This is a genomic window from Janthinobacterium sp. RA13 (assembly GCF_000745325.1).
Lineage (GTDB): Bacteria > Pseudomonadota > Gammaproteobacteria > Burkholderiales > Burkholderiaceae_D > Janthinobacterium > Janthinobacterium rivuli.
In genome coordinates, this window is record NZ_JQNP01000001.1 from 5,256,953 (window position 1) to 5,282,626 (window position 25,674).

The 25,674-nt window shown below is 61.9% G+C and carries 26 protein-coding genes and 1 other RNA gene; 18 read left to right on the forward strand and 9 right to left on the reverse strand.

What is annotated here, in order from left to right; translation table 11 throughout:
* Positions 1-43: 43 nt before the first annotated feature.
* Both FG13_RS23320 and FG13_RS23325 read right to left on the reverse strand, forming a co-directional pair.
* Positions 44-883, reverse strand: a complete 840-nt coding sequence (locus FG13_RS23320) for a DUF3667 domain-containing protein (RefSeq protein ID WP_235211855.1) — start codon at positions 881-883, stop codon at positions 44-46.
* 133 nt (positions 884-1,016) lie between these two features.
* Complete coding sequence (locus FG13_RS23325; protein WP_035824777.1) at positions 1,017-1,715, reverse strand: ArsR/SmtB family transcription factor; 699 nt, start codon at positions 1,713-1,715, stop codon at positions 1,017-1,019.
* A 76-nt stretch (positions 1,716-1,791) separates the two neighbouring features.
* Between FG13_RS23325 and FG13_RS23330 the strand changes: the two genes are divergently transcribed.
* Entirely contained in the window at positions 1,792-2,907 is a 1,116-nt protein-coding gene (locus tag FG13_RS23330; protein WP_035828642.1) for a cytochrome P450, read from the forward strand.
* Positions 2,904-3,251: an antibiotic biosynthesis monooxygenase family protein gene (locus tag FG13_RS23335; protein ID WP_035824779.1), complete on the forward strand. Its 348-nt coding sequence runs from the start codon at positions 2,904-2,906 to the stop codon at positions 3,249-3,251. Before FG13_RS23330 ends, FG13_RS23335 begins: the two co-directional genes overlap by 4 nt.
* On the opposite strand, the gene FG13_RS23340 is transcribed toward FG13_RS23335, so the two are convergent.
* Positions 3,248-3,700, reverse strand: a complete 453-nt coding sequence (locus tag FG13_RS23340; protein ID WP_035824781.1) for a hypothetical protein — start codon at positions 3,698-3,700, stop codon at positions 3,248-3,250. The genes FG13_RS23335 and FG13_RS23340 overlap by 4 nt on opposite strands.
* A gap of 177 nt (positions 3,701-3,877) precedes the next feature.
* Here FG13_RS23340 and FG13_RS23345 point away from each other — a divergent pair, with 177 nt between their 5' ends.
* Positions 3,878-4,144, forward strand: a complete 267-nt coding sequence (locus tag FG13_RS23345; RefSeq protein ID WP_034748940.1) for a hypothetical protein — start codon at positions 3,878-3,880, stop codon at positions 4,142-4,144.
* 89 nt (positions 4,145-4,233) lie between these two features.
* Here FG13_RS23345 and rpoH read toward each other — a convergent pair whose 3' ends face one another.
* From rpoH to FG13_RS23370, 5 genes are all read right to left on the reverse strand, one after another.
* Positions 4,234-5,127 (reverse strand): RNA polymerase sigma factor RpoH, encoded by an 894-nt coding sequence (gene rpoH / locus FG13_RS23350; protein WP_035824784.1) that lies wholly within the window; start codon positions 5,125-5,127, stop codon positions 4,234-4,236.
* 382 nt (positions 5,128-5,509) lie between these two features.
* A complete protein-coding gene (gene ftsX, locus FG13_RS23355; protein ID WP_035824786.1) occupies positions 5,510-6,430 on the reverse strand; it encodes a permease-like cell division protein FtsX in 921 nt (306 codons plus the stop codon).
* Positions 6,427-7,164, reverse strand: coding sequence for a cell division ATP-binding protein FtsE (locus tag FG13_RS23360; protein ID WP_035824790.1), 738 nt, complete (start codon positions 7,162-7,164; stop codon positions 6,427-6,429). Before FG13_RS23360 ends, ftsX begins: the two co-directional genes overlap by 4 nt.
* Positions 7,165-7,172: 8 nt before the next feature.
* The gene (ftsY, locus tag FG13_RS23365) at positions 7,173-8,231 is read right to left on the reverse strand and encodes a signal recognition particle-docking protein FtsY (protein ID WP_035824796.1); all 1,059 of its coding nucleotides are present in this window, start codon (positions 8,229-8,231) and stop codon (positions 7,173-7,175) included.
* Positions 8,232-8,395: 164 nt separating this feature from the next.
* The gene (locus FG13_RS23370) at positions 8,396-9,376 is read right to left on the reverse strand and encodes a MerR family transcriptional regulator (RefSeq protein ID WP_235211794.1); all 981 of its coding nucleotides are present in this window, start codon (positions 9,374-9,376) and stop codon (positions 8,396-8,398) included.
* A 165-nt stretch (positions 9,377-9,541) separates the two neighbouring features.
* On the opposite strand from FG13_RS23370, the gene FG13_RS23375 reads away from it, so the two are divergent.
* The 10 genes from FG13_RS23375 to FG13_RS23420 all read left to right on the forward strand — a co-directional run bounded on the left by FG13_RS23375 (position 9,542) and on the right by FG13_RS23420 (position 19,206).
* Entirely contained in the window at positions 9,542-10,855 is a 1,314-nt protein-coding gene (locus FG13_RS23375) for an NAD(P)/FAD-dependent oxidoreductase (RefSeq protein ID WP_035824801.1), read from the forward strand.
* Positions 10,845-11,642, forward strand: coding sequence for a DUF1365 domain-containing protein (locus tag FG13_RS23380; RefSeq protein WP_035828644.1), 798 nt, complete (start codon positions 10,845-10,847; stop codon positions 11,640-11,642). The genes FG13_RS23375 and FG13_RS23380 overlap by 11 nt, the downstream gene beginning before the upstream one ends.
* The gene (locus tag FG13_RS23385) at positions 11,639-12,886 is read left to right on the forward strand and encodes an SAM-dependent methyltransferase (RefSeq protein ID WP_035824803.1); all 1,248 of its coding nucleotides are present in this window, start codon (positions 11,639-11,641) and stop codon (positions 12,884-12,886) included. Before FG13_RS23380 ends, FG13_RS23385 begins: the two co-directional genes overlap by 4 nt.
* Before the next feature lie 2 nt (positions 12,887-12,888).
* Positions 12,889-13,437: a chalcone isomerase family protein gene (locus tag FG13_RS23390; RefSeq protein ID WP_035824805.1), complete on the forward strand. Its 549-nt coding sequence runs from the start codon at positions 12,889-12,891 to the stop codon at positions 13,435-13,437.
* Complete coding sequence (locus FG13_RS23395; RefSeq protein WP_035824807.1) at positions 13,434-14,714, forward strand: MFS transporter; 1,281 nt, start codon at positions 13,434-13,436, stop codon at positions 14,712-14,714. The genes FG13_RS23390 and FG13_RS23395 overlap by 4 nt, the downstream gene beginning before the upstream one ends.
* A complete protein-coding gene (locus FG13_RS23400) occupies positions 14,711-15,259 on the forward strand; it encodes a DUF3833 family protein (protein ID WP_035828645.1) in 549 nt (182 codons plus the stop codon). The genes FG13_RS23395 and FG13_RS23400 overlap by 4 nt, the downstream gene beginning before the upstream one ends.
* Entirely contained in the window at positions 15,256-16,023 is a 768-nt protein-coding gene (locus FG13_RS23405) for an SDR family NAD(P)-dependent oxidoreductase (protein WP_035824809.1), read from the forward strand. Before FG13_RS23400 ends, FG13_RS23405 begins: the two co-directional genes overlap by 4 nt.
* Positions 16,020-16,457, forward strand: coding sequence for a nuclear transport factor 2 family protein (locus FG13_RS23410; RefSeq protein WP_035824811.1), 438 nt, complete (start codon positions 16,020-16,022; stop codon positions 16,455-16,457). Before FG13_RS23405 ends, FG13_RS23410 begins: the two co-directional genes overlap by 4 nt.
* 975 nt (positions 16,458-17,432) lie before the next feature.
* Positions 17,433-18,512, forward strand: a complete 1,080-nt coding sequence (locus FG13_RS23415; RefSeq protein WP_035824813.1) for a porin — start codon at positions 17,433-17,435, stop codon at positions 18,510-18,512.
* A 151-nt stretch (positions 18,513-18,663) separates the two neighbouring features.
* Positions 18,664-19,206, forward strand: coding sequence for a hypothetical protein (locus FG13_RS23420; RefSeq protein ID WP_035824816.1), 543 nt, complete (start codon positions 18,664-18,666; stop codon positions 19,204-19,206).
* A gap of 73 nt (positions 19,207-19,279) precedes the next feature.
* Here the strand turns inward: FG13_RS23420 and FG13_RS23425 are convergent, their stop codons facing one another.
* Positions 19,280-20,983: a thiamine pyrophosphate-binding protein gene (locus FG13_RS23425; protein ID WP_035824819.1), complete on the reverse strand. Its 1,704-nt coding sequence runs from the start codon at positions 20,981-20,983 to the stop codon at positions 19,280-19,282.
* A 208-nt stretch (positions 20,984-21,191) separates the two neighbouring features.
* Here FG13_RS23425 and rnpB point away from each other — a divergent pair.
* The 5 genes from rnpB (at position 21,192) to FG13_RS23445 (ending at position 25,669) form a co-directional block, all read left to right on the forward strand.
* Positions 21,192-21,553: RNase P RNA component class A (gene rnpB / locus FG13_RS29230), an RNA gene on the forward strand.
* Positions 21,554-22,215: 662 nt separating this feature from the next.
* Positions 22,216-22,644, forward strand: coding sequence for a division/cell wall cluster transcriptional repressor MraZ (mraZ, locus tag FG13_RS23430; RefSeq protein WP_035824821.1), 429 nt, complete (start codon positions 22,216-22,218; stop codon positions 22,642-22,644).
* Between the two features lie 9 nt (positions 22,645-22,653).
* On the forward strand, positions 22,654-23,625 hold the full coding sequence (rsmH, locus tag FG13_RS23435; protein ID WP_035824823.1) for a 16S rRNA (cytosine(1402)-N(4))-methyltransferase RsmH: 972 nt from the start codon (positions 22,654-22,656) through the stop codon (positions 23,623-23,625).
* Positions 23,622-23,891 (forward strand): cell division protein FtsL, encoded by a 270-nt coding sequence (gene ftsL, locus FG13_RS23440; protein WP_034748894.1) that lies wholly within the window; start codon positions 23,622-23,624, stop codon positions 23,889-23,891. The genes rsmH and ftsL overlap by 4 nt, the downstream gene beginning before the upstream one ends.
* Entirely contained in the window at positions 23,891-25,669 is a 1,779-nt protein-coding gene (locus FG13_RS23445; RefSeq protein WP_034748891.1) for a peptidoglycan D,D-transpeptidase FtsI family protein, read from the forward strand. Before ftsL ends, FG13_RS23445 begins: the two co-directional genes overlap by 1 nt.
* Positions 25,670-25,674: the final 5 nt, after the last annotated feature.

Sequence of the window (25,674 nt, forward strand, 5' to 3'; positions counted from 1 at the left end):
GCGTGCAGGATGATAGCCCGAGACGGTGCCGCTGGCGCGTCCCTTAATGTCGCAGCATGACGCCGATGGCGATGCAGGCCAGGATCGCCAGGCTCATGGCGATGCCGTAGGCTGCCATCAATACCAGCCAGCGGCAGACGGTGGCGAGTTTGCCGCTTCGATACACGCGCCACATGGCCCAGGGCAGATAGGCCAGCAGCCAGGCGCCGAGCGCGATGCGGATAATGTTGACGGGGATCAAGGTCATCAGCGCCATCGTGATGAAGGCGAAGGCATTCGCATGCAGGGCGAACAGGAAATGTTCGCCATAGCGCCTTCCGCTGCCCAGGTAAAGGATTTTCAGGAACAGGGCGAACAGCGGCATCAGGCAAAACATGGCGTACGGCGCGTAATGGTAAAAGCTGTCCACCACGAGTTTTTGTTTCTCCGCCGTGGGCAGTTGCTCGAAGTCTTGCCATTGCTGCGGCAGGGTGGGTGTCTGGCCCAGGATGCTGAGCTGTATAGGTGATGGTTTGTTTTCCTGAGTTTGACGGGGGCCGTGGGCGCTTGCCTGGGCTTGCTGGCCGTGGACGGTGAGAAACATGTCGGGGCTGCTGAACTTGAGGATGGCAAAGAACAGGATGCTGAAGGTCAGGTAGACGCGCAGCGGTTCCACGTAGCGCACGCGGCGTCCCGCGATGTATTCATTGCTCAGCGCGCCAGGACGGAACAGCAGCAGGGCCAGGGTACGCCAGAGCTTGCCTTCGAGCGCCACATAATGGGCAACGAATTCATGCAGGAATTCGCGTGCGCTGGGCATGTGCAGGGTCGTCGTCTGGCCGCAGGCGCTGCAGAAGTTGCCTGGCGCATCGGTATTGCAGTTATGGCAGGTGCTGGATGACACTGTTTTCAAGATGAACTCTTTCCATGGCCAAAAAATGATCGCTCAAGGGCGCAGCCTATGATGAATGAAAAGAATGATAAAAGCACACTTTTATCTTTTTCGTTGCTTCCGAGATACAAAATGCCTGCGCCGTTCAGCCACCACCAAAGGCGGCCAGCAGGCGCCGTTCACCGGCGGGCGTGAGGCGCAGGGCGCGGCTGTCGAGTTCGCGTTCGGCCCAGCGCTGGCGCAGGGCCAGTTGCAAGATGGCGGCCCCCAGCGCGCCGCCCAGGTGGGCACGCCGCTCGCTCCAGTCCAGGCAGGCACAGGCGAAGCGGCGGCGCTGCTTGTGTAATTGCGGCACGTCGATGCCCAGCGCCGCCATGCCGGCCGTGCCCGCTTCCGACAAACGATATTCTCCGCCACCGCCATCATCGAGCAGCCAGCCTCGGGCGAGCAACTGGTCGTGCACGGTGACGGCCACCGTGCCGGCCATGTGGTCGTAGCAGGTGCGCGCATGGCGCAGGCGGTCGGGCGTGGAAGGCGTAAAGGGCGTCGCCGGCACGCCGGCCACCACCAGCAGCGCTTCCAGCGCTCGCGCCACCTCCGTGCTGGCCAGGCGGTAATAGCGGTGCTTGCCCTGCGCCACCATCGACAGCAAACCATCGTCGCGCAAGCGGCTCAGATGGGCGCTGGCCGTCGAGGCGCCCACTTCGGCCAGCGTGGCCAATTCCGTGGCCGTGCGCGCATGGCCGTCGAGCAGGCTGCACAGCATGCGCGCGCGGGCCGGTTCGGCGATGGCGCCGGCCAGTTGCGCCAGACCCATGTCGGCCGAGGGAAGTTTGTCATCCATGATTCGTTCGTGGGCGAAGTGTTGTGGTGGAAGGACCAGCATACTCGTGTCCCACCCTCACTGCAATGGAATGCGCATGCCGTCCACCGACTTTGTTATCGACCCCGCCGACCCTTTCGCCGCCGTTACCCACGCGGCGCCATATGATTACTATCGCCGCCTGGCGGATGGCCCGCCGCTGCGTTTCCAGGCCTCACTCGACTGCTGGCTGGCGACGGGTGCGGCCGGCGTGCAAGCCGTGCTGGCGCATCCCGCTTGCCGCGTGCGCCCGACAGGACAGCCTGTACCGGATACTCTGGCTGGCACGCCGTGCGGCGCGATTTTTGCCGAACTGGTGCGTATGAACGATGGCGAGCGGCATGCCGTGCCGAAACAGGTGCTGGCGCGCGCGCTGGGCCAGGTGGATCTGGCGCGCCTGCAGGAGCGGGCGATGCATCTTGCCCGTGATTATGTTCCCGGCAGCGCCGCCCAGCTCAACGATGCGATTTTTCAACTGCCCCTGTTCGCCATGGCGGACTTGCTGGGCTTTGCGCCAGCGCAATGGCCGGCGCTGGCCGTTTGGACGCGAGATTTTGTCGCTTGCCTGTCGCCGTTGAGCAATGGAAAACAACTGGCCGGCGCGCAAGTGGCGGCCGATTCCCTGCTGCAAGGTTTTGGCCACTTGCTGCGCGAGGGCAACGCGAGGCCCGGCAGCCTGCTGGCCAGTATCGTGGCCGAGACCGATGCCATGGGGAGCGGCATGCTGGCCAACCTCGTGGGCTTGCTGTCGCAGACCTGCGACGCCACAGCCGGCTTGCTGGGCAATGCCATCGTGGCTTTGCGCGCGCAGCCTGACTTGCTGCCGTCACTGCGCGCCGCCCCCCAGCGATGGCCGGCCATGCTGCGCGAGGTCAGCCGGAATGATCCGGCCATCCACAACACGCGCCGCTACACGGCTGATGCCGTGGAATTGCATGGCGTGCGCGTGCCGGCCGGGCAGATGATCGTCGTCGTGCTGGCCAGCGCTGGCGATGCGGAGTTGGGCTTTGGCCATGGCCGCCACGGTTGTCCGGGCCAGTCCATCGCGCACACCATCGCCACGGCTTGCCTGCAGACGTGGACCGATGCGTTGCAACGCCTGCCGCTGGCGTGGCGTTACCTGCCGTCGCTGAATGCCCGCATCCCTGTCTTTAGCCCAGGAGAAATGAAATGATTGCCGTGATTTTCGAAGTCTGGCCCAGCGCCGAAGGGCGCCAGCACTATCTGGACCTGGCGGCGTCCCTGCGGCCCTTGCTCGATGAAGTGGATGGGTTTATTTCCATCGAACGCTTCAGCAGCCTGAGCGAGCCAGGTAAATTGCTGTCGCTATCCTTCTTTCGCGACGAGGCGGCGCTGGTGCGGTGGCGGCAGCTGGAAGCGCACCGCGCGGCGCAGTCGGCCGGCAGGCAGGGCGTGTTTGACGATTACCGGCTGCGCATCGCCGCCGTGGTGCGCGATTACGGCATGCTGGACCGGGAACAGGCGCCGGCCGACAGCCGCCAGCGCCACAGCGTTTAGCGGGGCAGCGCGCCCTGCGTGATTTTCACCTTGACCCGGTAAGTGGGCTCGGCCGCATTCAGGGCCGGCGGCGTGGCCGGGTCGACGTCGAGCAAGGTAAACGTCAGGTGGTTGACGGTGACGGAGCTGGCGGCGCCGGGCATGGAATCGGACAGGACGATGTCGGTGGCGCCTGCACTGTTGAGCAAACTGAAACTGTAGCTGACGTAGCCTTTCCACACGCATACGGCGCCCTTGCGGCAGCGGCTGTCGTTGACGCGCTCGAGTTTCAGGGTATCGGTGGCCGTGATGGCGACCTGTTCGCCCGGCGAGAGCACGTGGGTGACGCTGCGCGGCGTGTTTTCCGCGTCGCCGGCGCTGCCGGCCGCGCCGCAGCCGGCCAGCACGGCCAGGCAGGCGAAGAACAGGGGCCGCAGCACGCTACGATAAGAGTGGGTCAGAGAATGCATGTTTTTCCTTTCAGGTAGAGCGTTCCGGCGTGCTTGTTCACGCGCGGGATGAAATGATAGTAACAAAATGATATTTTTCAGGCGCACTATTGGCGTGCTGCCGATGAATTGACGCGCCGGCCACGCGGCGCGCCGATTACTGCGTAAAATGGCTGTTTTGAAAATCAGGAAACAACCATGAAAAAAACCGACCTGGCCAAAAGCGATGCCAAGAAACTGATGGGAAAGATGAATGTTCCCGGCGCCGGTGCATTCGGTAAGGAAGCGGTGGTCGTCGACCGCCGCGAGCAGCGCAAGCGCGATCAGGCCCTGGGCCTGGTGCCGTTCGCCGTCAAGCTGAACAGCGATCTGGTCTTGCAATTGCAGACACTGGCCAAGGAACGCGGCGCGGATCTGAATGAATTGGTTGCCGAAGTCCTCGTCAAGGGCCTGGCTGCAGCGTAAGGGCTGACAATGTTTATCTGTTGATAAATATCAGTGGTAAAACTAAAAGGCGCCTTGCGGCGCCTTTTGCATTGCGGCATTGCTTTCGATTACACCCAGGCGGCCAGCGCGCCCTTCATTTTTTTCAGCGCCGCCACTTCGATCTGGCGGATGCGCTCGGCCGATACGCCGAACTCTTCCGCCAGCGCGTGCAGGGTGGCGCCGGAACCGTCGTCGTTGGCCAGCCAGCGCGCTTCGATGATGCGGCGCGAACGGGCGTCGAGCTTGCTCAAGGCCGTTTCCAGGCCTTCCGATTGCAAACGCGTCACTTGTTCCGCTTCCAGCACCTTGGTCGGCTCGCTTTGCTCCGACGACAGGTAGGCGATCGGCGAAAACTTGTCGTCTTCATCGTCGGTCGGCGATTCCAGCGCAATGTCGCGGCCGCTCAAGCGCGTTTCCATCTCGATCACTTCTTCGCGCTTCACGTCGAGCAGCTTGGCCAGCGCATCGATCTGCTTCGGCGTCATCGCGTCCAGGCCCGTCTTGTGGCTGCGCAGGTTGAAGAACAGCTTGCGCTGCGCTTTCGTCGTCGCAACCTTGACCAGGCGCCAGTTTTTCAGGATGTATTCATGCATCTCGGCTTTCACCCAGTGCATGGCGTACGACACCAGGCGCACGCCCTGGTCCGGATCGAAACGTTTCACGGCTTTCATCAAGCCGATATTACCTTCCTGAATCAGGTCGGCGTGCGGCAAGCCATAGCCCAGGTAGCCGCGGGCAATCGAAACCACCAGGCGCAGGTGCGACAGCACCAGTTCTTGCGCGGCGGCCAGGTCATTTTTTTCACGCAGGCGTGTCGCCAGCGAAATTTCTTCGTCGTGGGTCAACATGGGCAGGCGGTTCACGGCCGAAATATAGGCGTCGATATTGCCCAGATTGCCAGTGAAACCGAGGCCCAGCGCATTACTTTTGGTCGGAACCAATGCGGACGTTGCGGACATCATAGTCATGTTTTCTCCCTCGTAGTCTTGCTTTGTTCCAGTTGGCCACGTCACGCGACGTGGTCCGGTTGTCTGTTTGCGTATTCGGTCTTGCACTTTGCAGAGCGCGGCACCATCTTCATCTGGCGTCCATGGCGCTTCTGCCTTTGGTATGTCCCTATATTAGCACTCTCTGCTTGAGAGTGCCAATCAGCACATTTAATCGGCCTGATAGCCTAAATGCTATGGCGATTTAATGCTTGATATACATCTGAACAGTGATTTGAACACGTAATCAGTCTACGGCCTCTGGCTGAAGCGAACCTTAAGAATACTTGCTTAATATCAAGATGATAGCAGTGCAGGGACGCATGGCGGTGCCGAAGCGCCGCCATGGGAGGGAAGGTCAGTTCAGGCGCGCCAGGTGGCGCTGCACGCAGAGGAAGGCGCCGATCAGGCCCAGGCCGGCGCTGACGGCCAGCAAGCCGGCCATCGGCAGCGGCGCCAGCGGCACCAGCTGGAATTCGGACGCGTAAAGGCGGGCAAACTCGGCAATCGCGGTATTGAGCGGTTGCAAGGCCAGCGCCACGGCGCCCAGGGCCAGCGCACCGGCGCACAGGCCCAGCAGGGCGCCTGTGTAATAGAAGGGGCGGTGGATGAAGGTGTCGGTGGCGCCGATCAGTTTCGAGATGCTGATTTCATCGCGCTGCTGCATCACTTGCAAGCGGATGGTGTTGAAGACAACAGCGATCACGGCCACGCCCAAAGTAATGGCCAGCAGCAACAGCACCAGGCGCAGCACGCCCAGCAGGGCCGCCAGGCGCTTGACCCAGGCCGAATCGACTTGCGCTGATTCCACGCCTGGCAACTGGCGCAACTGTTCCGCCACGGCATCGACGTCCTGCGCTTCGCTGGCGCTGCTGAAGGCGTCGAGTTTCAGCACATAGCTGTCGGGCAAGGGATTGTCGCCCAGGGTGCTCAGCACATCAGCCAGGCCGCTCTTGTTTTTCAGGGTGTCGAGCGCCTGTTCGCGGGGGATGAAGACGATTTTCGCCTTTTGCTCGCCGACGATCTTGCGCATGGAACTGGCCAGCGCCACGGCTTGCTCGCGCGGGGTGTCGATCTTCAGGAAGACGCTGATTTCCGGGTCGACCGACATCTGTTCCGACATCGGGCGTACATTGTCGAGCATGGTCAAGCCGGCGAACGGCAGCGACAGGGCGATGGCGACGACGACGACGTTCAATAAAAAGCCGCCCGGCGATTTGCGCAAATGAATCAGCGCCGAACCGAGCGCGAAGCGGTGTTGACGGAACCAGCCTCTCATGCCTGTTCTCCTTCGCCGTCGTCCAGGCCAGGGGCGAAATCGGGATCGGGCGGCGCGAAGACGGGCGCCTGCGTGGCCTTGTCGATGGCGACCAGCTGGCCGTTTTTCAGGTGGATCACGCGGGCGGCCGCGTCGAGCATCTGTTCGTCATGGCTGGAAATGAGGCAAGTCACGCCCACGGAGTGGAAGGCTTTCAGGGCGTCGAGCACCTTGTTGGCGCTGGCGCGGTCCAGGTTGGCCGTCGGTTCGTCGGCCAGGATGATCTGTGGCCGGTTGACGATGGCGCGCGCGATCGACACGCGCTGCTGCTCCCCGCCAGACAGCGACAGCGGACGCGCCATGGCGCGGTCCAGCAATCCCACCTTGTCGAGCGCGGCGCGCGCGCGCTGTTCCGCGGCAACTTTATGCGCGCCGACGACGAGCAGCGGCAGCATGACGTTGGCCAGGATGGAGCGGTCGTTCAATAATTTTTGCTGCTGGAAGATCAGGCCCATGTTACGGCGCAAAAACGGCACGCCGGCCGGCTTGATCTTCGCCATGTCCTGGCCGTTGACGATCAGCTTGCCCGACGTGGGGCGTTCCATGGCGGCGATCATTTTCAGCAAGGTGGATTTGCCGGCGCCGGACGGGCCGGCCAGGAACACCAGCTCGCCCTTGGCAATACTGAGCGAAATGTCGCTGAGCGCCACGGCATCGGGGGAGTATTGCTTGGAGACGTGCTGAAATTCAATCATGTATGGGCTTATCCGAGCAGCGCTTCGACAAATTCGGCAGCCACGAAAGGCTGCAAGTCTTCAATTTTCTCACCGATGCCGATGAAATACACGGGCACGGGACGCACGCGGGCAATCGCCGCCAGCACGCCGCCCTTGGCCGTACCGTCCAGCTTGGTGATCACCAGGCCGCTCAACTGCAGCGCATCGTCAAACGCTTTCACTTGCGTGAGGGCGTTCTGGCCCGTGTTGCCGTCGATGACGAGCAGGGTTTCATGCGGCGCGCCTTCCATGCCTTTGCCGATCACGCGCTTGATTTTCTTCAATTCTTCCATCAGGTGCAACTGCGTCGGCAAGCGTCCTGCCGTGTCGACCATCACCACGTCGATGCCGCGCGCTTTCGCCGATTGCACGGAATCGTAGGCCACGGCGGCCGGGTCGCCCGATTCCTGCGAAATCACGGTAACGTTGTTGCGCTCGCCCCAGACCATCAGCTGCTCGCGCGCGGCGGCGCGGAAGGTGTCGCCCGCAGCCAGCAGCACGGACTGGTTGTTCGACTGCATGTGCTTGGCCAGCTTGCCGATGGTGGTGGTCTTGCCGGCGCCATTCACGCCGGAAATCATCATCACCAGCGGTTTGTGGCGGCCCAGCTCGAAGCGCTTTTCCAGCGGCGAGAGCAGGTCGATCAGCAGTACTTTCAGGGCGGCCTTGACGGCGGCCGCGTCGAGCAGCTTGTCTTCCTTGACCTTTTTCTTCAATTCCGTGAGCAGGAATTCCGTGGCGTCGATGCCGGCGTCGGACATCAGCAAGGCCGCTTCCAGCTCTTCGTACAGGGCGTCGTCGATCTTCGCGCCGACAAACAGCACGGACAAGGTGTTCGAGGTTTTCGACAGGCCCGCCTTCAGGCGCGTCATCCACGATTTTTTCTCGGGTTCGGCGGCCACGATCACGGGCACGAGCTCGGCCGGCGCGCCGCTCAGGGGCGCAGCGGCAGGCTGCGGTGCAGGCGGCGTGGCGGCGGGAAGGACGAGGGGCTCGGCTGGCGCAGCCTCGGGAGCGATGGGTTTTTTCTTGAAGAAACTAAACATGGATGTGTGGTGGCGGGTGCTGACCTAAGGCCCGGCGGCGCCGGACACTGTGTTACGGGCTATTCTACCAGAGCGCGCCCGGCCCTTCATGCTTTACTGTTCGATTGGCAACATTGCGCGGCTATCCACGGAGATCGCCGCAGTTGCCGCGCTTTCCAGTGGGATCAATGGGTTTGCAGGGCCAGCGCCTGATGGCGGCGGCGCCAGTCGGCGATGCTTTCGTCGACTTGCCGCAAGTCCAGCACATGCAAAAAGGGCGGCGGCTGGCGGTACAACACGGGACTGCGTCCACCGGCCCACAATTCCATGCTTGGCGGCAAGCTTGCATGCAGTTGCTGCAGGCTGTCGCGCGTCTGCCGTTGCTTGCTGGCGCTGGAAAACGATAGCGCGACGATGTCGGCCCGCTGCGCGCGGGCGGCCGCGACGATGTCCGTCAGCGGCGTTTCCACCCCCAGCGACATGCAATGGGCGCCGGCCGCCGCGCACAGCGCCTCGGCCATCAGCAGGCCCAGGCCATGGCGCTCCTGCGGCAAGGTACTGAGGACGATGCGCGGCGTGCGCGTGGACGGGCTGCTCGCTTGCGGCAGGGAAAAAATGGCGTGGCGCATCACCGTCTGCAAGGTTTCGCTATACAGATGCTCTTCATACACGGCCAGCTCGCCGCAAGCCCACGCTTCGCCCACCATGCCGGTAAGCGGCGCGATGACGTCGATGGTGAACGCTTTCAGGCCCAGCACGGCCAGTGCCTGGCGCAGGGCGCCGCCCAGTTCCTCCATCTGGTGGCTGCGGCACAGGGCCAGATAGTGTTCGAGCTGGGGCGCCGGCGTCGACGGTGCCGTGCTGCCGGCGCTGGCCAGCTGCTGCAGTTGCACGGTGCTGTGCTGCATGATTTTGCCCGGACGAAATCCGAGGTCCAGCAGGCGCTTGACCATGCGCAATTTTTGCACTTGCTCGGCCGGGTAGCTGCGCTCGCCAAAGGCGTCGCGCTGGGGCTGGGGAAAGGCGTAGCGGCGCTCCCACACACGCAAGGTTTCCTTGGCCAGTCCGGTATCGCGTTCGACATCGCTGATGCTGAAGGCGGAAGTAGGTTGCAGGTCAGTATCCATACCAGGGTGGCTTTGCTCGCTTGCGGAAGAACGTGGCATGCATTTTACGCCTTCCGCCGCCCCGTACCAAATAGCTGAATCCGATTAGGAATTGCCTACGTATAAGTTTCTGAACGGCTCAGGACGCTCATTGACATAAATCAATATTTCATCGATTATCCATGAGTCTTATTTGTCCAGGACAAACTTAATACAGGTGCACTCATGAAAATTGCCGTCGTCGGAGCAGGAATCGCAGGATTGTCGTGTGCCTATCGCCTGGCGCAAGCTGGCCAGGACGTCACCTTGTACGAGGCGGGCGATTATTTTGGCGGCCACAGCCATACGGTCGATGTCACGCTCGATGGCGTCACGCATGGCGTGGACACGGGTTTTCTCGTATTCAATCACGCCACGTATCCGAACCTGGTGCAACTGTTTGACGAGCTCGGCGTCGAGGCGGCCGACAGCGACATGTCGTTTTCCGTCAAAATGCCACTGGGCACCGCGTCCGATGCCCGCGTGCTGGAATGGGCCGGCGCCAACCTGGATACCGTGTTTGCCCAGCGCAGCAACCTGCTGCGCCCCGCCTTCCTGCGCATGCTGCGCGATATTCTGCGCTTCAACCGCCAGGCCAGCGCCCTGGCGACGGCCAGCGTGCCGGCGCCGGCCATGCCGCTGGGTGAATTTCTCGACCTGCACGGCTATGGCGAGGAATTTCGCCACTGGTATCTGCTGCCGATGGCCGCCTGCATCTGGTCGTGCCCGGCGCGCCAGATGCTGGCCTTTCCCTTGGCCACGTTCATCCGTTTCTGCCACAACCATGGCTTGCTGCAAGTGAGCGACCGGCCGCAATGGCGCACGGTGCGTGGCGGCTCGCGCGAGTATGTGAAAAAATTGTTGGCAGGTATCCCGCAGCAGCGCCTGGCTTGCCCCGTGCTGGCCGTGCGCCGCCAGCCGCACGGTGGCGCGCGCATGGTCGAGCTGCACACGGCCGCCGGCGTCGAGCATGTCGATCACGTCGTGCTCGCCTGCCACAGCGACCAGTCGCTGGCCCTGCTGGGAGATATCCGCGACGACGAGCGCGCCGTGCTCGAAGCCGTGCGCTACCAGCCGAATCGCGCTGTGCTGCATACGGATGCGTCCTGCCTGCCGCAGCGCCGCAAGGCTTGGTCGGCCTGGAACTACCAGGGACGGCCGGCGGTAGCGGAAGGCGAGGCGCCGCAAGTGTGCGTGCATTATTTGCTGAACCAGCTGCAACCCTTGCCCTTTACCACGCCCGTCATCGTGTCGCTCAATCCCCTCGACGAGCCCGCTCCGGCCAGCATCATCGACGAATTTTCGTATGCCCACCCCGTGTTCGATGGCGCGGCCATTGCCGCCCAGGCGCGCCTGGCCGGCTTCCAGGGCGCGCAGCACACGTGGTTCGCGGGCGCGTGGACGGGCTATGGTTTCCATGAAGACGGCTTGAAGTCTGGCCTGGCCGTGGCGCAAGTACTCAATGGCATGGCGGCGGCGGAGCTTGGCCATGCCGCGTGATCCCACGCAGCCGTCGCAGCCGCAGCCGCAGCTGTGCCTGGGACTGGTGCGCCATGCGCGCTTGCGTCCGCGTGCGCATGCTTTTAGTTATGGCATGTTTTATCTGCGCCTGCCCCTGCGCAGCCTGGGTGCTCACGATTTTCCTGCAAGGTTGATTTCGCGCAACGGCGCCAATGTGCTGTCCTTCCGCGACAGCGACCACGGCGATGGTGCGACGCCGCTGCTGGACTGGATCGACGGTTTGCTGCGCCAGCATGGCGTGTCGGACGCGGGCGGCGAAATCTGGCTGCAAACCATGCCGCGCATGTTCGGCTATGTCTTCAATCCCGTCAGTTTCTGGTTTTGCCACCGCCCGGATGGCGCGCTGCGCGCCGTGGTCTGCGATGTGCGCAATACCTTCGGCGAACGCCATCTGTACCTGCTCGAACAGGGCGGCGCCATCGCGTATGGCAACGAACTGGTCGCCAAGAAAATTTTCCACGTGTCGCCGTTTTGCAAGGTGGAGGGGAGGTATCGCTTCCGTTTCCTGCGCAATAGCGAACAGGACGGCGAACGCCACCTGGCCAGAGTCGACTACGACGACCTCGACGGCCCGCTGCTGCAGACGAGCTTGTCCGGCACGGCGCAGCCGCTGCGCGATGGCGCCATCGCCTGGGCCTTGCTGCGCTACCCCCTGATGACGTTAGGCGTGATGGCGCGCATTCACTGGCAAGCCTTGCGCCTGTGGCTGCGCCGCGTGCCGTTTTTCAGCAAACCCCTTCCCCCACAAGAAAAGGTGTCCCGATGAGCTCCGATTCCCTGCCGACCGGCCTGCAGGCGCGCGCCTGCGTCCGTCCCGACCACACGGCCGATCACACGCACCTGGACGTGCCTGCTTCCGGACGGGTGATCTTGCGCTTGCTGGAAAAATTGCAGCATGGCGCCCTGCGCCTGCGCACGCCGGACGGCAGCATCTTGCTGTACGGCGATGGCAGCCACCCCGTCACCCTGGACTTGCACAACTGGCGCCTGTGTGCGGCAGTCCTGCGTTCGGGCGACATTGGCTTTGCGGAAACGTTTATCGCCGGCGACTGGCGCACGGACAATTTGCCGGGCTTGATCGAGCTGATGATACGCAACCGCGCGCACATCGAATCGCTGATCTACGGTAACTGGTGGGGCAACCTGGTCTACAAGGTCCGGCATTTGCTCAATCGCAATTCGCGGGCCGGCAGCAAGAAGAATATCCACGCCCATTACGACATCGGCAACGCCTTTTATCAGCTGTGGCTGGATCCATCGATGACGTATTCGAGCGCGCTGTTCACCGAAGGCGCCAGCCTGGAGCAGGCGCAAGGTGCGAAATACCGGCGCATCGCCGATCAGCTGCAGCTGCAGCCAGGCGCCAGGGTGCTGGAAATCGGCTGCGGCTGGGGCGGCTTTGCGGAAACGGCGGCGCGCGACCACGGCGCGCACGTGACGGGTTTGACTCTATCCACGGAGCAACTTGCCTATGCGCGCCAGCGCCTGCACGACGCGGGGCTGGCAGGGCAGGCCGACCTGCAGCTGTGCGATTACCGCGACAGCGCCGGCCAGTACGACGCCATCGCCTCGATCGAGATGTTCGAAGCCGTGGGGCAAAGCTACTGGCCCGGCTATTTCGAATGCGTGGCGCGCAACCTGAAGCGGGGCGGACGCGCTTGCATCCAGACCATCGTCATCGCCGATGAATTGTTCGAACGCTACAGCAAGAGCACGGATTTTATTCAACAGTATATTTTTCCGGGTGGCATGCTGCCGTCGCCGGCCGAGTTTCGCCGCGCCGCCGAGGCGCAGGGCTTGCGCGTGGAAGACGCTTTCAGCTTTGGCCTCGATTACGCGGAAACCTTGCGCCAGTGGCGCGCCAGCTTCCTGGCTCAGCGCACGGCGCTGGAAAAACAAGGTTTCGATGGCCGTTTCCTGCTGACCTGGGAGTTTTACCTCGCGTATTGCGAGGCCGCCTTCCAGGCGCATAACACGGATGTGATGCAATTTACCCTGATCAAGGACTGACCATGCGCCGCCTGCTTGCCACTGTCGTCCTGTCCTTGACCATGCTGGGCGCCGCGGCCGCGCCGCCTGCCTTTATCGCCGCCGACGTGCCCGAAGCCCGCCTGGCGGGCGAAGGCGAATACACGTGGTTCGGCATGCGTATTTATCGCGCGCAACTTTGGGTGGGCCCGCAGGGCTACCAGGGCGCGGCGTCCGCAACGGCGCCGTTTGTGCTGGAACTGCGCTACGCGCGCGCGCTCGACGGTAAGAAGATCGCCGAAGCCAGTTATGAACAGATGCAGAAAATCGGCGCCGGCACGCCCGAGCAGCGCCTGGCCTGGCTGGCCACCATGCAGCGTATCTTTCCTGACGTTAAGGAAGACCAGCGCATCGCGGGCGTCTACCGGGCCGGCATCGCGCCCGGCGTGCGCTTTTATCTCGATGGCAAGGTACTGGCCGACGTGAGCGACGGCGACTTCGCGCGCGCCTTCTTCGCCATCTGGCTGTCGCCGTCGACCACGGCGCCGAAGCTGCGCGCGGCCTTGCTGCAGAGCGCGGCGCCGCTGCCATGAATGCCGTGGGCGGCGCCTTGAGCTTGCCTGCCTTGTTCAGTTATGGCCTGTTCGGCTTGCCACTGGCCATGCTGGCGCTGCCCATCTATATATATGTCGCGCCGTTTTATGCGCAGCGCAGCAGCCTGGACCTGGCGCAGATCGGCGCCGTGCTGCTGGCGGCCCGCATCGCCGCCGCTTTCATCGATCCGGCCCTCGGTGCCTGGATGGCGCGCGGCGGGCGCAGCTATGCCGTGGTGATCGGCGCCTCACTGCCCTTGCTGCTGCTGGGCTTTGGCGCCCTGTTCCATCCGCCCGCGATGCAGGAAGCGGCCACCCTGGCCTGGTTCCTGGCCGCCTTGCTGCTTGTCTACGCCGCCTATGGCCTGGCCGGCATCGCCCACCAGAGCTGGGGCGCGGCCTTGAGCCAGCTGCGCGCGCAGCGGACGCGGGTAGCGGCCGTGCGCGAAGGCTGCGGTTTGCTGGGCGTCATCCTGGCGGCTGGGCTCACTTCCGTGTTCGGCTATGACGGCTTGTCGCTGGCCTTTGCCGTCTGCCTGCTGGCGGCGGGCGCGCTGTTGCTGGCGCGCGCGCCGCGTCCGGTTTTGCGCCAAGGTACGCAGGCGTTGCTCGCTGGCGCCTGGCGCCTGCCGTTTCGCCAGCGCGCGTTCCGCTGGCTGTTTGCCGTCCTGCTCGTCAATGGCGTGGCGGCCGCCATTCCCGCCACCCTGTTCCTGTTCTTTGCCACCGACTATTTGCGCCTGGGCCATTATGCGGGGCCATTTTTGATCGTTTACTTTTGCGCCGCGGCCGCCTCGATGCCCGTATGGGTGGCCCTGGCGCGCCGTTTTGGCGAGGCGCGCGCCTGGGGCGGCGCCATGCTGCTGGCCGCGACCGTGTTTGTCTGGACGTATGGCCTGGGCGCGGGCGCGGCCTGGGGTTTTGCCAGCATCTGCCTGCTGTCGGGTCTGGCGCTGGGCGCCGACCTGGCCTTGCCGCCGGCCCTGCTGGCAGGGTTGATCGGCGCGGCCGGCCATGCCGGGCGGCATGAGGCTGCGTATTTCGGCTGGTGGAACTGGGGCGTGCAGATGAGCCTGGCGCTGGCGGCCGGCATCGCCTTGCCCCTGCTGGCCTGGCTCGGCTATGTGCCGGGCGGCAGCGGCGGCTTGCCTGCCCTGTCCGCCGCCTACGCCTTGCTGCCCTGCGTCCTGAAACTGCTGGCCGCGCTGCTGCTGTGGCGCGCGCCCCTGCAACATATATATACACAACCTTCGGAGACTCGCACATGCGCCTCATGACATTTTGCAAACGCGGCGCCCTGGCGGCCTTGCTGCTGGCGCTGGCCGCCTGCTCCACGCCGCCCACGCCAGCCACCTACGCGCAGGAATTGCCGAAACTGGATCTGCAACAGTATTTCAATGGCACGCTCGATGCCCACGGCATTTTCCAGGACCGCTCCGGCAAGGTGGTCAAGCGCTTCACGGTCGTGATGCGGGCCAGCTGGGCGGGCGAGACGGGCACCCTGGACGAGGATTTCACGTATTCCGACGGCAGCAAACAACGCCGCGTGTGGACCTTGCGCAAGACGGCGCCCGGGCGCTTCATCGGCACCGCGCCCGACGTGATCGGCGAGGCCGTCGGCGAAGTGGCCGGCAATGCGCTGCGCTGGCAATACGTACTGGCCTTGCCCGTCGATGGCACGGTCTACCACGTCGACTTCGAGGACTGGATGTTCCTGATGGATGACAAGGTCATGCTCAACCGCGCCGCCATGAGCAAGTTCGGCTTCAGCCTGGGCGCCGTCACCTTGTCGTTCAGCAAGCGTCCGCAGGCGGCCCCATGAATCGCAAGATCACCAGCTGGGCCGGCAAGCGCGTGTGGATCATCGGCGCGTCCAGCGGCATCGGCGCCGCCTGCGCCACCTTGCTGCTGGAGCAGGGCGCCTGCGTAGCCTTGTCTGCCCGCCACCGCGCCAGTCTCGAACGGTTATGCGAGGGACAGCCGCTGGCGCAGGCCTTGCCGCTCGATATCACCCAGCATGCGCAGCTGCGGGCCGTCAGCGCGCAATTGCAGCAGCAGTGGACGCATATCGACCTGATATTGGTGGTCGCCGGCGGCTATCAGGTCATGCGCGCCGATAGTTTCGACCTTGAGGCGGCCCAGGGCTTGCTGGCCCTGAACGTGGGCGGCGTCTTCAATTGCCTGGACCAGGCCTTGCCGTGGCTGTTGCGCCAGGGCAGCGGCGGCATCGGCATCGTCGGCTCGGTGGCCGGTTATGGCGGCTTGCCCAAGGCGCTCGCGTACGGTGCCAGCAAGGCGGCACTGATCAACCTGACGGAGTCGCTGTACCTGGACTTGCATCCGCGCGGCATCGGCGTGTATCAGATCAACCCTGGTTTTGTCGCCACGCCCCTGACGGCGAACAACGATTTCACCATGCCAGCCCTGATGACGGCGCGGGACGCGGCCGCCGCCATGCTCGACGGCATCGAGCGGGGCCAGTTCCACATCCACTTTCCCAAGCGCTTTACGAATACCCTGCGCCTGGCGCGGCTGTTGCCGTACCGCGCCTATTTCTGGCTGATCCGCAAGGTGACGGGCTTATGAACACCACCATGGAAGGTGCGCTGGCGCGTCTGGTGGCGTTTTACGAGCACCTGAGCATCGAGAGCCTGGCTCAGCTGGGCGCCGTGTACGCGCCAGACGCCCAGTTCAAGGACCCGTTCAACGAGGTGGTGGGGCATGCCGCCATCCTGGCCATCTTCGAGCACATGTTCGTGCAAGTCGATGCGCCCCGCTTTGTCGTGCTGGAAAGCCTGGGGCAGGGGCAGCAAGCCTTCCTCACGTGGGAGTTTCGTTTTCGCATGAAACGCCTGGTGGCTGGCGAACAATGTATCCGTGGAGCAACACATCTGCGTTTCGATGCGCAGGGGAGGGTGGTATTGCACCGCGATTATTGGGATGCGGCGGAAGAATTGTATGAAAAACTGCCTGTGCTCGGTGGTTTCATGCGCATGCTCCGGCGCGCAAGCCAGCGCTAAGCGTGTTTGTTGATGCTTTTAAGCAAAAAATGCTAAAAAGAAAAAGTAAATTGTGTGGAATTGAGTCGGAGAAAACTTGATTTCGCTCAATGTGTCGTTTTTTTGACACAAATATATCAAAATATTGAGAAGGCAACATTGTAAGAAATTGTTTCAACTGATGCGCAATTTGCAAGCAAGAGTCGTCCTCATCCGTTCCCGCCCGGTACCCGGCGCGCGTGCCGGAAAACTTGAAAAACATTTCTATGTGAGCAATTTAAATTACCGGAAAGTCAGTAATTGTGTTGCTACTCTGCCCATTTTTTCGATGCGCATGCCGACGTCGGAAATCGCGTCTACGCCCCTGAATCATGCGGCAACGCACCAAAACAGGGCGCATTATTTCCCGTTTTCGGGCGTCCGGCAGCAAACAATGGCGATGCCGTGTATGCTTCGTACCGTTTATCCATTATCGCCTGACAAATTGTGCGCTTTGTCGCGTAAATCATGCAGGCCAAATGATGGGTAAAGCATGTTGATGTTTTAATCATGCGCCTGATACTGTTGCACTAATACAACGGGTGTCGACAAGGCATGCGCTATGATGGAATGGTCAATCAGGCCAATGCATTGGTTGGCAAGGGGCACTGGCTCTATCGCGTAGTACGGTTGGCGATGACCGGGATGCCTGAAAAAGCACTCGGCCTGGTACCGGAAGTAACATGTTGGAACTTGATGGAATGTGAAACGGTCGTTATAGTGCCGCTTCCGGTGCCCTTTGAGCACCGAACCGGCGCATGAAAATACGGTCGCTCTGCAGCCTTCAAGCTTATCGGTGCAATAGCGTGCCGATACCGATATGAATTGTTCCCCTGACCGGAACAGCAATGTGGCAGGTGGAGACCTTGCCCTCACTCATAAAAAGCGCTCTGTTAGAGCGCAGCTCGAGATGCATAGGCTGTATTACTTTTTGCTTCAAAATTAAAGGAAATCGCAATGAAAAAAACTCTGATCACCCTGGCAGTTCTGGCAGCAGCCACTGGCGTAGCCCAAGCTCAATCGAGCGTTGTTATCTACGGTACCGTTGACGCTGGTTTCGTCAGCGAGCGCGGCGGCAAAGCCGGCACCGTCAACAAAATCGATAGCGGCATTGCTTCGGCTTCGCGTATCGGCTTCAAAGGCACCGAAGATCTGGGCAGCGGCCTGTCGGCACTGTTCGTTCTGGAATCGGGTTTCAAAGTTGATTCCGGTTCGCAAGAAGGCGACGCTCTGTTTGGCCGTCAAGCCTATGTTGGCCTGAGCAGCAAAACGGCTGGTACCGTAACCCTGGGTCGTCAATACACCCCTTGGTACAACACCCTGTCGAAAGTTGCTGATCCATTCGCAGTTGGTTACTCCGGTTCGGCCAAGAACTTGTTCCCAGCAGCCACGACCCGTACCAGCAACACCGTGCTGTACACCTCGCCAAACTTCAGCGGCTTTGACGCTGACGTTGCTTACAGCGCCGGTAACAAAGACCAAGAGAGCCTGGTATCCAGCAAAATCGGTCGCCAAATGGGCGCATCGGTTGGCTACACCAACGGTCCTTTGAACGCACGTGTTGCTTACAACACCACCAGCAACGAAACCGCAATCAGCGATGCTGGCAGCGCACGTAACTGGCTGGTAGCCGCTAACTACGATTTCACCGTTGTGAAAGCGTATGCTGCATACGGCGTCAACAAAGGTGCAAACAGCTCGCTGCGTAACAACGGCAATGTTGATTTCTACAACACCGCATCGCGTGGCGGCTTTAGCGACGACAGCACCACCGCTCTGATCGGCGCAACCGTACCAGTTGGTCCAGCTGGCACCGTGATGGCTTCGGTTATCCACGTCAACGACAAATCGGGCATCAACGCCGATGCGAACCAGTTCGCACTGGGCTACTCGTACGCTCTGTCGAAGCGCACCAGCACCTACGCTTCGTACGCTAAAATCTCGAACAAAAACAACGCTGGTTACACCGTTGGTAACAACAGCAATGTTGGTTCGGGCGACCAAGCGTTCAACGTTGGTGTTCGTCACTCGTTCTAATATTCGCGCAAGCGAAGCTTAGTACCGCTGCCAGCATCCCTTCGGGGATGCTGATAAGCAAGGAAACGCGTCTCCAGGCTAGTCCTGGCGGCGCGTTTTTGCATTGGCGGCGCCAGTTATAATGGCGCCGTTACTCAAGTAAAGGAATGCCATGTATTCATACACCTCGCCACGCCTGGCCGCCTTGCTGGCCGCGCTGCTGCTCGCGGGCGCCACGGGCGCCGCTGTCGCCGCCGTCAAGGGCAAGAAACCGGCCGGACTGGAACGCTACGGCGTGGCCGTCTATTCCGACCTGTGCCTGCAAAAGGATAGCGGCGAAATCGGCGGCCAGCGCGTCACCCTGCACCGCTTTGCCGAGGCCGATTCCGTCATCTATGAATTCACGGCAGGCGCCCTGAGCTGGCCCATCGTGGCCAACGACGTCAATCTGGACGCCGCCACGGGCGCTTTCGACTTCACCATCGCTGGCGCCGACAGCGAAGAACGCACCATCGTCGGCAAGTTTTCGAAGGATGGGCAGACCCTGACCCTGGAAGGCGATTATTGTGGCGGCAATGTGCGCATGCCCATGAAGCTGAGCCGCGTGCGCGATTTCGGCCGTCCCCTGAAAAACTGCACGCCATGCCCGCCGATGCCGCCAGCGCCGGCCGAGACAGTGCCTGCCGAGGAAAGCGCGCCAGCGCCCGCTGCCTGAGCGATTGCCGCTGTCAACAAGAAAAAGGCCCGGTATCGACCGGGCCTTTGTTATTTTCAGCGTTGCAAGGGGCTTACTTTGCCGCCTGCGCCTTTTCCGCCGTGGCGCGGATGGTGGCGAGCGTTGCGTTTGGCGTGATCAGATTGCCGTCGTAGCGCAGCTCGATCAAGGCCGGCAGATTGTGCGCCCTGGCGTGCGCCAGCGCCCGTTGCAGGGCAGGGGCGAACGCTTCTGTCGTATTCACCACTTCGCCATGCGCGCCATACGCTTGCGCCAGCGCCGCGAAATCCGGGTTGTGCAGGGTCGTGCCCGACACGCGGCCCGGGTAATCGCGTTCCTGGTGCATGCGGATGGTGCCGAACATCTGGTTATTGAAGACGATGATGACCACGCCCGCCTGGTATTGCACGGCGGTGGCCAGTTCCTGGCCGTTCATCATGTATTCGCCATCGCCGGCGAACGTGATCACGGTGCGCTCGGGATGCACGATCTTCGCCGCCACGCCGGACGGCACGCCGTAGCCCATGGCGCCGTTGGTCGGCGCCAGTTGCGTGCGCAGGCCGCCGTAGCGATAAAAACGGTGTGCCCACGAGGCGTAATTGCCGGCGCCGTTCGTCAGGATGGTGTCGGCCGGCACTTGCGCCATGATTTCTTGCGTGACTTGCCACAGGTTCAGCGGCGCCTGGCCATCCTGGAAGATGGGCGGCTGCTTCTGGTAGGCGGCCAGCTCGGCCTTCGCTTCGGCTGGCGTATGCTGCCAGGCGGACGCATCGACGGGCGCCATGGCGGCCAGCATGGCGCACACTTGCGGCATGCCGCTGTTGATCATCAGTTCGGCCTGGTAGACGCTGCCCAGTTCCTCGGCATCCGTATGGATGTGCACCAGGCGCTGGCGCGGCACGGGCGAGTCGAACAGGGTGTAGCCGCCCGTCGTCATTTCACCGAGGCGCGGGCCGATGGCGATGACGAGGTCGGCATTTTTCACGCGCGCGGCCAGTTTCGGGTTGATGCCGATGCCGACGTCGCCGATGTAGTTCGGGTGGGCATTGTCGAGCAAGTCCTGGAAACGGAAGGCGCAGGCGACGGGCAGCTGATTGCTTTCCGCGAACTGTTGCAGGTCGGCGCACGCTTGCGGCGTCCAGGTGGTGCCACCCAGCAAGACCAGCGGCTGCTTGGCGGTCGCCAGCATGCTGCGCAACTGCTGCAGCTGGGCGCTGGACGGCGCCGCCTGCACCGGCTGGTAGGCGCGCGTGTCGGCCACTGTGGCCAGGGAGATCAGCATGTCTTCCGGCAGGGCCAGCACGACGGGGCCGGGGCGCCCGCTGGTGGCCACCTGGAAGGCGCGCGCCAGGTATTCGGGGATGCGTTCGGCGCGGTCGATCTGCGCCACCCACTTGGCCATCTGGCCGTACATGCGGCGGTAGTCGATTTCCTGGAACGCTTCGCGGTCGACGAAATCATTGCCCACCTGGCCGATGAACAGGATCATCGGCGTGGAATCCTGGTAGGCCGTGTGCACGCCGATCGAGGCGTTGGTGGCGCCCGGTCCGCGCGTGACGAAGCAGATGCCCGGCTTGCCCGTCAGTTTTCCGTAGGCTTCGGCCATGAAGGCGGCGCCGCCTTCCTGGCGGTTGATGATGAAGCGGATGCCCGAATCGTGCAGGGCGTCGAGCACGTCGAGGTAGCTTTCGCCAGGCACGCCAAAGGCGGTGTCGACACCGTGGATCTGCAGGGCATCGACCAGGATCTGGCCGCCGGTACGGGGTTGTTGCGTCATGTTCGGCTCTTTATATTCTAGTGGGTGGCAAAGAAATGGGGCAAGCTGCTTGCATGCGCCTGCATGCGCCTGCATGCAAGCAGCTTGCCTCATTCTATGTGAGCCGATTTGGCCCGGCTTTTGAAATGGCGACACCGAATTACACAATCCCCCGACTGGCGTGCCGCGCTTTTGCAGAAACATGCTGCGGCGCGGTACAATGGCGGGTGAAGCAGGCCAGACAGTCGCTGGCCGGCGCAGCAATGCGTTGGCGGGAGGAAGGTCCGGACTCCATAGAGCGGGGTGACGGTTAACGGCCGTCCGCTGAAAGCCGACCCGGCGTACTTGTATGTTGGGGGAGTATAAGGCGAGGAATAGGGCCACAGAGACGAGCGTATTAAGTTACGGTGAAACGCGGTAACCTCCACCTGGTGCAATTTCAAATAGGCACGCGATGATGCTGCTCGCGGAGCGTGCGGGTAGAAAGCTTGAGCGCCCGAGTAATCTGGCGCCTAGAGGAATGACTGTCATAGCGCCGACCTGCAAGGGAAGGCGCCGTAACAAAATCCGGCCTACCGGCCTGCTTCACTTGAATTCCTGTTCCCTGGCTTGCCAGGGGGCATCCCGGCCGCGGCGCTTTGCCTGCCGCGCGCCACCCCAAAAGCCCCCGCAACGGGGCTTTTTTTGTTTCTAAAATTATAGTACTTAAGATAAAGTTGTATATACAACTAAAAGTGAACAATTGGTTAAAGTTTCCCGCCTACAATTAATTGCTGCATTGCAAAAATAGTTTTCCTGCGTCAGGTCAGCCCTCGAAAACAGGGCCGGTACGCGCCATGGATGATTATTTTTTGCTTTAAACCAAGTCTTTCGCAGCGGCTGATTGCTGTTGTGCCCGGATGACGAAAGTATTGTCATGTGTCAACTAACTGTAAAAAATTCAATTTTTCGATTTCGTTTTTTTCGATGTTTACGGTAGGAAAACACATGTGTGCAGATGAGGTACCACATTCACTATCTTTCATAAGTATCTAATTTATCGATATATTTTTATTTGAGACTCCTTCAACGATATGCGCTAAGTCCTTAATTTCATTAATAAAATTCCTGTTTTGCCAATCGGAAACCGCTTGACCACTATCTTTGCTTCCTCTAAAGTGGGCAACTGTGTGAAAAAGTGTGTTTTTGTGGGAAATTTTCCCTTTTCATCGTGATGCGCAAGCGTCGCAACCCAAGCTCAAAAAAGGTCTTCCGTGTTTCAAGGCGCGTCCGCAATCAATCTCGATGCCAAAGGCAGGATGTCTATCCCTGCCAAGCACCGTGACGCGCTGGCGATTCAATGCGAAGGCCGTTTGACCCTGACCAAACACCCCGATGGCTGCCTGCTGTTTTTCCCCCGTCCCGTGTGGGAAAGCCACCGCCAGCAAATCGCCGCCTGGCCCATGTCGGCGCGCGCCTGGCAGCGCATCTTCCTCGGCAACGCCGTCGACGTCGAGCTCGACTCGGCCGGCCGCGTGCTGATCTCGCCTGAATTGCGCAACGCCGTCGGGCTGGCGCGCGAAGTCATGATGATCGGCATGGGCAGCCACTTTGAAATATGGGATGCCGCCAAGTTGGCTGAAAAAGAACAGCAGGCGATCGATGCCGGCACCCCCGATGTACTTTCCAATTTTTCTTTCTAAGGCTCCGTAATGACACAACTCACGGTGCCGGAATTTCAGCATCGCACGGTGCTGCTCGATGAAGCGGTCGATGCGCTCGACCTGTCGGGCGACCGCGCGCACGGCGTTTACGTCGATGGCACGTTTGGCCGCGGCGGCCATAGCCGATTGATTTTGTCGCGCCTGGCGCCCGACGCGCGCCTGATCGGCTTTGACAAGGATTTGCAAGCGATTGCCACGGCCGAACAGATCGCCGACCCCCGTTTCCAGATCGTCCACGACAGCTTTGCCACCATGACGGCCAGCCTGGCCGAGCGCGGCGTGCGGCAGGTGGACGGCATTTTGCTCGACCTGGGCATCTCGTCGCCGCAGGTCGACGACGCGGCGCGCGGTTTCAGCTTCCGCAATGACGGACCGCTGGACATGCGCATGGATACCACGCGCGGCATCTCCGCAGCCGAATGGCTGGCGGTGGAAACCGAGCAGAATTTAGAGAAAGTGATACGCGATTATGGGGAAGAACGGTTTGCTTTTCAGATTGCAAAGGCGATTGTTGCTGGCCGGGCAGTCCAGCCAATTTCAAGCACACGACAGCTTGCCGGCATCGTGGCAGGCGCCGTCAAGACCCGCGAGAAGGGTAAGGACCCCGCTACCCGCACCTTTCAGGCCATACGCATTTTCATTAACAAAGAGCTCGAGGATCTCGAGATCGGCCTGAATCAGGCGTATGCCTGCCTGGCGCCCGGCGCGCGCATGGCCGTGATCAGCTTTCACTCGCTGGAAGACCGCATGGTCAAGCGCTTCTTCGCCTCAAAGGCGAACGTGGAGCAGCCTGACCGCCGCCTGCCGATCCGCGCGGTCGACTTGCCGCAGCCGGAAATGAAGCTGATTTCGAAGATGAAACCGTCCGACGCCGAGATCGAGGGCAACCCGCGCTCGCGTTCGGCCGTGATGCGCGTGGCGCAGCGTTTGCCCATTCCAGTTAGTGGCGGCGCCCGATGACTGGCAAGCTGTGTGTCGTGCTGTCGGCCCTGCTGGTGTGCTGTGGCCTGTCGTTGGTGAACGCGCAGTACCAGTCGCGCCACCTGCTGATCGACCTGGAGCGCGCGCAAGCGCTGTCGCGCCAGCTCGACATCGACTGGGCGCAACTGCAGCTGGACCAGTCCACTTTGGGCAAGCATGAACGCATCGAATCGATCGCGCGGCGCGACCTGAGCATGACGCCGCTGACGGCGGCGCGTACGCAATACCTGACGGAGGGCGAATAATGAAGTTGGGCGGTAATAGCAACGGCCGGGTGGCGGCATCGAAAGGCGTGCCATTCTCGAAGAACCCCGTACTGGCGGTGCGTCTGCCCGTCTGGCGTTCGCGCGTCGTGCTGTTCCTGCTGTTCTTCGCTTTCGCCGGCCTGGGCGCGCGCGCCCTGTGGCTGCAGGGCGTGTCGACGCAGTTCCTGCAAAAGCAGGGCAAGGCGCGCTATGAACGCACCTTGGAATTGCCTGCCACGCGCGGCAAGATCACCGACCGCAACGGCCAGGTGCTCGCTTCGTCCGTGCCCGTGAAAGCCATCTGGGCCATCCCTGACGACGTGCTGCAGGCGTCGCCCGAAAAAATCAATGCGCTGGCCGGCCTGCTGGAAATGAACGTCAACGAATTGCGCAAGAAGCTAGATTCGGACCGCAGCTTCGTCTACCTGAAACGCCAGGTCGAGATGGACGTGGCCGACAAGATTTCCAAGCTCGGCATCGACGGCATCGACGAGCGCAAGGAATACAAGCGCTTCTATCCGCAGGGCGAAGTGATGACCCACGTGGTGGGCTTTACCAACGTGGAAGACGTGGGCCAGGAAAGCATGGAACTGGCGCAGCAGAAAACCCTCGTCGGCACTACCGGCAGCCGCCGCGTGATCAAGGACCGCCTGGGCCACATCGTCGAAGACATCGGCTTCATCCACGAACCGCATGACGGCAAGGACCTGACCCTGTCCGTCGACAGCAAGATCCAGTACATCGCCTTCACGCAGTTGAAGGAAGCGGTGGAAAAATTCAATGCCAAGGCCGGCGGCGCCGTGGTGCTCGACGTGCACACGGGCGAAGTGCTGGCCCTGGCCAACTACCCCAGCTACGACCCGAACGACCGCCGCAAGCTCACGGGCCAGCAGCTGCGCAACCGCGTCATGACCGATACCTTCGAGCCTGGTTCGACCCTGAAACCGATCACCGTCTCGCTGGCGCTCGACACGGGCAGAGTCAAGCCGGGCACCCTGATCGACACGGGCCCGGGCCGCTACACCATCGCCGACCGCACGATCACCGACACCAAGCCGCACGGCGTGATCAATGTCTCCGAAATCATCGAGATGTCGTCGAACATCGGCACCTCGAAAATCGCGCTGGGCATGCCGTCGCAGGAAATGTGGGAAATGTTTACCAAGGTGGGTTTCGGCCAGCAGCCGAAATGGGGCTTCCCCGGCGCCGTGGCCGGCCGTGTGCGTCCGTATAAATCGTGGCGCCCGGTGGAGCAGGCGACCATGAGCTACGGTAACGGCATTTCCGTCTCGCTGATCCAGCTGGCGCGCTCTTACATGATGTTCGCGCGCGATGGCGACACGATTCCCCTGTCGTTCCAGAAGGTCAATGAACTACCCGTGGGCCAGCAAGTGATCAAGCCGAAGACGGCCGCCGAAATGCGCGCCATGCTCGAACTCGTCGTCTCCGGCGCGCACGGCTCGGCCAAGCGCGCCCAGGTCGCCGGCTACCGCGTGGGCGGCAAGACGGGTACCGCCTATAAAGTGGAAAACGGTCGCTATGCGATGCCGCGCAAATATATCGGCTCTTTCGTGGGCATGGTGCCGATGTCGGCGCCGCGCTTCATCATTGCCGTGATGATCGATGAACCAACCGGCCCCGCCCACTATGGTGGCCAGGTTGCCGCTCCCGCTTTCGCGGCGATTGCGACCAACGCGCTGCGCGCGATGAACGTTCCGCCCGATTCCTCCGTTACCGAAATCGTGGTCCCGGCCAATGCCGGCCCGGAGGCCATGTGAAGTCA

Bases quoted from the DNA above. Each gene is read 5' to 3' on its own strand.
- FG13_RS23335 (WP_035824779.1), top strand. From the start codon at position 2,904: ATGATTGCCGTGATTTTCGAAGTCTGGCCCAGCGCCGAAGGGCGCCAG.
- FG13_RS23325 (WP_035824777.1), bottom strand. From the start codon at position 1,715: ATGGATGACAAACTTCCCTCGGCCGACATGGGTCTGGCGCAACTGGCC.
- rpoH (WP_035824784.1), bottom strand. From the start codon at position 5,127: ATGATGTCCGCAACGTCCGCATTGGTTCCGACCAAAAGTAATGCGCTG.
- FG13_RS23360 (WP_035824790.1), bottom strand. From the start codon at position 7,164: ATGATTGAATTTCAGCACGTCTCCAAGCAATACTCCCCCGATGCCGTG.
- FG13_RS23375 (WP_035824801.1), top strand. From the start codon at position 9,542: ATGAAAATTGCCGTCGTCGGAGCAGGAATCGCAGGATTGTCGTGTGCC.
- ftsL (WP_034748894.1), top strand. From the start codon at position 23,622: ATGACTGGCAAGCTGTGTGTCGTGCTGTCGGCCCTGCTGGTGTGCTGT.
- FG13_RS23390 (WP_035824805.1), top strand. From the start codon at position 12,889: ATGCGCCGCCTGCTTGCCACTGTCGTCCTGTCCTTGACCATGCTGGGC.
- ftsX (WP_035824786.1), bottom strand. From the start codon at position 6,430: ATGAGAGGCTGGTTCCGTCAACACCGCTTCGCGCTCGGTTCGGCGCTG.
- FG13_RS23370 (WP_235211794.1), bottom strand. From the start codon at position 9,376: ATGCCACGTTCTTCCGCAAGCGAGCAAAGCCACCCTGGTATGGATACT.
- FG13_RS23425 (WP_035824819.1), bottom strand. From the start codon at position 20,983: ATGACGCAACAACCCCGTACCGGCGGCCAGATCCTGGTCGATGCCCTG.
- FG13_RS23380 (WP_035828644.1), top strand. From the start codon at position 10,845: ATGCCGCGTGATCCCACGCAGCCGTCGCAGCCGCAGCCGCAGCTGTGC.
- rsmH (WP_035824823.1), top strand. From the start codon at position 22,654: ATGACACAACTCACGGTGCCGGAATTTCAGCATCGCACGGTGCTGCTC.
- FG13_RS23410 (WP_035824811.1), top strand. From the start codon at position 16,020: ATGAACACCACCATGGAAGGTGCGCTGGCGCGTCTGGTGGCGTTTTAC.
- FG13_RS23415 (WP_035824813.1), top strand. From the start codon at position 17,433: ATGAAAAAAACTCTGATCACCCTGGCAGTTCTGGCAGCAGCCACTGGC.
- FG13_RS23395 (WP_035824807.1), top strand. From the start codon at position 13,434: ATGAATGCCGTGGGCGGCGCCTTGAGCTTGCCTGCCTTGTTCAGTTAT.
- FG13_RS23420 (WP_035824816.1), top strand. From the start codon at position 18,664: ATGTATTCATACACCTCGCCACGCCTGGCCGCCTTGCTGGCCGCGCTG.
- FG13_RS23385 (WP_035824803.1), top strand. From the start codon at position 11,639: ATGAGCTCCGATTCCCTGCCGACCGGCCTGCAGGCGCGCGCCTGCGTC.
- FG13_RS23400 (WP_035828645.1), top strand. From the start codon at position 14,711: ATGACATTTTGCAAACGCGGCGCCCTGGCGGCCTTGCTGCTGGCGCTG.
- FG13_RS23445 (WP_034748891.1), top strand. From the start codon at position 23,891: ATGAAGTTGGGCGGTAATAGCAACGGCCGGGTGGCGGCATCGAAAGGC.
- FG13_RS23330 (WP_035828642.1), top strand. From the start codon at position 1,792: ATGCCGTCCACCGACTTTGTTATCGACCCCGCCGACCCTTTCGCCGCC.
- FG13_RS23340 (WP_035824781.1), bottom strand. From the start codon at position 3,700: ATGCATTCTCTGACCCACTCTTATCGTAGCGTGCTGCGGCCCCTGTTC.
- FG13_RS23405 (WP_035824809.1), top strand. From the start codon at position 15,256: ATGAATCGCAAGATCACCAGCTGGGCCGGCAAGCGCGTGTGGATCATC.
- FG13_RS23345 (WP_034748940.1), top strand. From the start codon at position 3,878: ATGAAAAAAACCGACCTGGCCAAAAGCGATGCCAAGAAACTGATGGGA.
- ftsY (WP_035824796.1), bottom strand. From the start codon at position 8,231: ATGTTTAGTTTCTTCAAGAAAAAACCCATCGCTCCCGAGGCTGCGCCA.